This is a genomic window from Thermoclostridium caenicola (genome assembly GCF_900142095.1).
Taxonomy (GTDB): Bacteria; Bacillota; Clostridia; order DSM-8532; family DSM-8532; genus Thermoclostridium_A; species Thermoclostridium_A caenicola.
Map to the genome: position 1 here is coordinate 1 of NZ_FQZP01000076.1, position 5,217 is coordinate 5,217.

Annotated in this window: 4 protein-coding genes; all 4 read left to right on the plus strand. The window is 50.7% G+C overall.

The genetic code is table 11. The annotated features are described in order from the left end of the window. The first annotated feature begins 217 nt into the window (after window positions 1–217). The 4 genes from asnA (at window position 218) to pgsA (ending at window position 5,107) form a co-directional block, all read left to right on the plus strand. Window positions 218–1,231, plus strand: coding sequence for an aspartate--ammonia ligase (asnA, locus tag F3H12_RS12645; RefSeq protein WP_149679682.1), 1,014 nt, complete (start codon window positions 218–220; stop codon window positions 1,229–1,231). A 603-nt stretch (window positions 1,232–1,834) separates the two neighbouring features. Further along, entirely contained in the window at window positions 1,835–2,956 is a 1,122-nt protein-coding gene (locus F3H12_RS12650) for a PRK06851 family protein (protein ID WP_188118532.1), read from the plus strand. A 239-nt stretch (window positions 2,957–3,195) separates the two neighbouring features. After that, the gene (gene rimO, locus F3H12_RS12655) at window positions 3,196–4,551 is read left to right on the plus strand and encodes a 30S ribosomal protein S12 methylthiotransferase RimO (protein WP_149679683.1); all 1,356 of its coding nucleotides are present in this window, start codon (window positions 3,196–3,198) and stop codon (window positions 4,549–4,551) included. Next, window positions 4,535–5,107 carry a CDP-diacylglycerol--glycerol-3-phosphate 3-phosphatidyltransferase gene (pgsA, locus tag F3H12_RS12660; protein ID WP_149679684.1) on the plus strand — a complete coding sequence of 191 codons (573 nt, stop codon included), beginning with the start codon at window positions 4,535–4,537 and terminating at the stop codon, window positions 5,105–5,107. The genes rimO and pgsA overlap by 17 nt, the downstream gene beginning before the upstream one ends. Window positions 5,108–5,217 lie beyond the last annotated feature (110 nt).

Sequence of the window (5,217 nt, forward strand, 5' to 3'; positions counted from 1 at the left end):
AATGAATATCCAAGAAGAATGTTTGGTTATAGGTCAGCCATAGAAATGGCGGTATGATGTATAGAATTTATTCCAGTAAGCAATGGATTTACCAATTTTTTCACGGCATTTAATATTGCAATTTATACGAATCAGCAAAGCTAAAATACTTGTTGACTGAAAGAGAAATAGTGTGGTAAAGTAGCAAGAAACGCACTGCTATAAGGAGGCAATACCAATGCAAGCAGGCTTATTTCCGTTGACGGATTACAAGCCGATTATGGGTATACGGGAAACCGAGATTGCGATTAAATATATCAAGGACCTTTTTGAAAATACGCTGGCTGAGGTATTGAATCTGACCCGTGTCTCCGCTCCACTGTTCGTTTGTTCCCAGACCGGCCTGAACGACAATCTCAACGGTGTTGAGAGGCCGGTATCCTTTGATGTGAAGCATATGGACGGATGCACGGTGGAGATCGTGCATTCCCTGGCCAAATGGAAGCGGGCTGCCCTGAAAAGATACGGCTTCACCCGAGGCGAGGGGATATATACCGATATGAACGCCATCAGAAGGGACGAGGAAATGGATAACCTGCATTCCATCTATGTGGACCAATGGGACTGGGAAAAGGTTATCGGGCCTGAAGAGCGCAATATCGACACCCTTAAGGCGGTTGTCCGCGATATCTTCTCGGTGTTCAAAAAGGTGGAGGACAAGGTGGTGGAGAGGTTTCCCGTCCTTAAAAAGCAGTTGCCGGATGAGATATCCTTCATCACCACGCAGGAACTGGAGGATCGTTATCCTGACCTTACACCGAAGGAACGGGAGGACAGGATCACCGAGGAAAGAAAGGCCGTGTTTATCATGCAGATCGGCGGTAAGCTAAAATCGGGGAAAAAGCATGACGGACGGGCTCCCGACTATGACGACTGGGAACTCAACGGGGATATCCTGTTCTGGTATCCCGTCCTTAACAAAGCGGTGGAAATGTCTTCCATGGGTATAAGGGTGGACGCCGAATCCCTGGACAGGCAGCTTAAGCTTGCCGGCTGTGAAGACCGCAGGAACCTTCCTTACCACAGGGACGTCCTGGAAGGAAAGCTTCCCCAGACGGTGGGCGGCGGCATCGGGCAGTCCAGGATATGCATGTTCTTCCTGGGCAAGGCCCATATCGGTGAGGTCCATGCGTCGGTCTGGCCTGAGGAAATGGTACAGGCCTGTGAGAAAATGGGGATCCAACTGCTGTAAGTTTAAAAACCTCAAAATGGGACAACCTATTGGTATAATGCTCATGAGCTTGACTCATGAGCTTTTTTGATAGCTTTTTCTTGTCATTGTGAGGAAGCAAAGCCGACGAAGCAATCTCTGGTACTTCCAAAGCAGCCTGTGAAGTATTGCATGATTTCCACATCCCGTTTTACGTTGCTCATAATAAATAGCAATCGTATGTACACTATGAGTGGCTGACGTGCTAAAGGAGCCCGTAAAGGTTAAGGTCGCATTGCGATAAGGCGCCAAAACAGCCTGTGAGAATGGGAAAAGGGCGGCTGCTGTTTGAGCGCAGCGAGTTCAGCCGCCCCCCCCATTCGAACAGCTGCTGTTGTTAAAAGCCGTGCAGTGCAGCACCGGCTTTACGGGCTTCCGGAATAAATTGAGATTGCCGCGCTCGTTTTGCTCGCAATGACTATCGAAAAAAGTTGGAAGCCGGATGCAGGATTGCTGATTGTTCGAAGCCATATAACAAGCCTGATTTCTAGCCTCCAACCTATAAACACTAACCACCTGCGGGAGGTCTCTCGCTTTCGTCTGTGCATACACTTGTAAAGGTGCGATATGAATTGGAGGGATATAATGGCCAGAGCTAGACACATGTTTGCAGGCGGGAATACCTGTTTGGGATTTTTCAGTTACTATCACCATATCCTCCCCCAGGAGGAAGCAGAGAAGATCTATGTTATCAAAGGCGGTCCCGGCGTCGGCAAATCCACCTTCATGAAAAAAGTGGCACATGCCATGATGGACAGGGGTTTCGATGTGGAGTTCATGCACTGCTCATCCGACAGCGATTCCCTGGACGGCGTTGTGGTGCGGGATCTGAAAACATTCCTGGTGGATGGCACGGCTCCCCATATCATCGATCCGAAATATCCCGGAGCTGTGGACGAAATCCTGAACTTCGGGGCTTTCTGGAATGAAGAGGAAATCAAGAAACACAGGAAGGAGATACTGTCGATCAGCCGCGAAATCAGCCGATTGTTCGCCAGGGCTTACCATTACCTGCATGCTGCTTTTGAGGTTTATCAGGACAGCGCTTCCCTTTTTAATAAGGCTTTGGACAAGATAAAGCTCAGCCGTTTGATTGCGGACCTGGAGGAAGAACTGTTCGCAGGCAAAGACGGTGAAGAAGGGGAGGGCCGGGAACGTTCCCTTTTTGCCAGCGCCATTACCCCGTCAGGCTATGTGAATTACTTGAATACCTTGCTCGACGTGAGTACCGTGTATGTGATTAAAGGGGATATGGGCGCCGGTGAGGAGTTGCTGCTGGAAAGGCTGCGGGACACGGCCCTCAGCAAAGGCTTCGATGTGGAAGGTTTTTACTGCGCCCTGAACCCCCACAAATTGGAACATCTGATCATACCCGGGCTGGATGCCGCTGTCACTACGTCCAATACCTATCATCACGCCGAGGTGCCATCTGCCAGGATCATTGACATGATGGAGCTGATGGATCGGAAACTGCTGGAACAATACCGAGGTGAACTTGAGGAGAATCGCCAAGCCTTTGACGGACTTATGGCAACGGCGCTGGCCAGCATCAGGCGGGCCAAGGAGAATCATGATGCGCTGGAACAATTCTATATACCCTATATGGATTTCAAGGCCATGGATGCCAGCTGTCAACAGATTATCGGGCGCCTGGCCGAACTCCGCCCGACTGAAGAGATTGCTTCGTCGCTCCGCTCCTCGCAATGACATCACGGGTAATGCTCGCAGGTGCGGTATGATGCCATGCCCCACTGCGTTTCGCTCGTATTGACGGTCAAGGCATGCCGCTGTGCGGTACATTGTCCGAAATTAAAGCAATAAAAAGAAAAGAGGAAGGATATAAACGCGATTTTGCCGGCAACGGCAAAATCGCGTTTTCCTTGACTGCCTGATGCGCCTATGGTACAGTGGGCTGTGGAAATTCAAACACAACTGGAGGAAACACATTGAGCTACAAAGTCGGATTCATATCCCTGGGATGCCCCAAAAACCTGGTGGACAGTGAAATCATGCTCGGGTCGTTTAAGGAAAACGGCTTTGAGCCCGTCAATGATTTGGCCCAGGCCGATGCCATCGTTATCAATACATGCGCTTTCGTCGGGGATGCCAAGGAAGAAGCGATCGTTACCATTCTTGAGGCGGCCAGGCATAAGGAGGAAGGATGCCTCAAGGCGCTGGTGGTTACCGGTTGCCTGGCGGAAAGATACCGGGAAGAGATCATCAGGGAGATCCCCGAGGTGGATTTGGTGTTCGGCACCGGCAGCATCCCCCAGGTAGCAAGCCGCACAAAGGCCTTCCTTGACGGGGAACGCCTGGAAAGCGCTGTATGGTGCGATATTCCCAATACCGTCGACTACCTGGAAAATCCCAGGATGTTAAGCGATAATAAACCCTACGCCTATCTCAAGATCGCTGAAGGATGCAGCAACCACTGTACCTACTGCATCATCCCGAAGCTCAGGGGGCCATACCGGAGCAGGCCGATGGAAAGCCTCATCAGGGAGGCTGAATTTCTTGCCGGCCAGGGGAAAAAGGAAATCATCCTCATCGCGCAGGATGTCACCCTCTACGGCCAGGATCTGTACGGGGAAAAGAAATTGGTGGAGCTGATTCGAGCCTTAAGCGGAATAGGCGGTATCCGGTGGATACGCCTGTTGTACTGCTATCCCGAACTGATAGACGATGCCCTGATTGAAGAGATGAAAACCAATGACAAGCTGGTCAAGTATATGGATATCCCCATCCAGCATATCTCGGACAGCATCCTCAAGGCCATGGGAAGAAGGGGTACCGGCCAGTACATCGAAACGCTTCTGAAACGGCTGAAGTCCGAAATCCCCGGCATTGCCCTGAGGACATCCCTCATTACGGGTTTTCCTGGTGAGACCGAAGCGGATCATCTGAAACTGCTGGACTTCGTGAAGAAGGGGTATTTCCAGCACCTGGGTGTTTTTGCCTACTCCCGGGAGGAGGGCACGCCGGCCTACAAAATGAAGGGCCAAATTCCTGCACGGGTCAAGGTGGCCAGGAGAAAAGCACTTATGGAAGCCCAGCAGCAGAACGTGGCGCAACATAATAGTTCACGCATTGGCAAAATATATGATACAATTATTGAAGGCGTGGCAGAGGATGGTATTTTCTATCTGGGCCGGACGTGCATGGAAGCGCCTGAAATTGACCCGGTGGTTTATGTGACTTCACCATACCCTCTTGAGACAGGTGATGTTGTCAGGGTTAAGATGCTTTGCAGCGAAGAGTACGACTTAATCGGAGAGGTAATAGGGAATGAATCTTCCGAATAAACTGACGCTTTCCAGAATACTGGCTACACCTGTATTCCTGTTCTTTCTCGTTCCGGGATGGTTCGGGCAGTTTCTGGGGATTGACCAATGGGGCAGATATGCCGCTGCAGCCATATTCGTCCTGGCATCCATCACGGACTTGCTGGACGGCATGATCGCCAGAAAGCGTAATATCGTATCGGAGATGGGGAAGTTCCTTGATCCCATAGCCGATAAACTCCTGGTGACCGCGGCGCTGGTGGCTCTGGTCAAGACCGACAACCTGTCGGTATGGGCGGTCGTCATCATCATCGCCCGCGAATTCATCGTAACCGGGTTGCGCATTGTGGCAGCCGGCCAGGGCGTTGTCATCGCTGCCGGCAAGCTGGGAAAAATCAAGACCACCTTCCAGATCATCGCCATTGTGGCCATTCTCATCCGTGATTTTCCTGTATCCCTCATCCTTCCGTGGCTCCCGGTGGGTCATATTTGCATGGGCATAGCCGTTGTGCTCACAGTGGTTTCCGGGGTGGATTATGTCGCAAGAAATGCGTACATAATAAAAAGGGGCCAGTAGCTGGAAGGGGTTGTCGGTCAATTGAAAAAGTAAATTCCGGTTTGCAAAAGTAAATTCCACAGTTTTTGCAAAGCAAGAGAAATCTATATTTTTCGTGTTTTTTGATGAGT

Coding starts and splice junctions, on each gene's coding strand:
- asnA (WP_149679682.1), top strand. CDS start 218: ATGCAAGCAGGCTTATTTCCGTTGACGGATTACAAGCCGATTATGGGT.
- F3H12_RS12650 (WP_188118532.1), top strand. CDS start 1,835: ATGGCCAGAGCTAGACACATGTTTGCAGGCGGGAATACCTGTTTGGGA.
- pgsA (WP_149679684.1), top strand. CDS start 4,535: ATGAATCTTCCGAATAAACTGACGCTTTCCAGAATACTGGCTACACCT.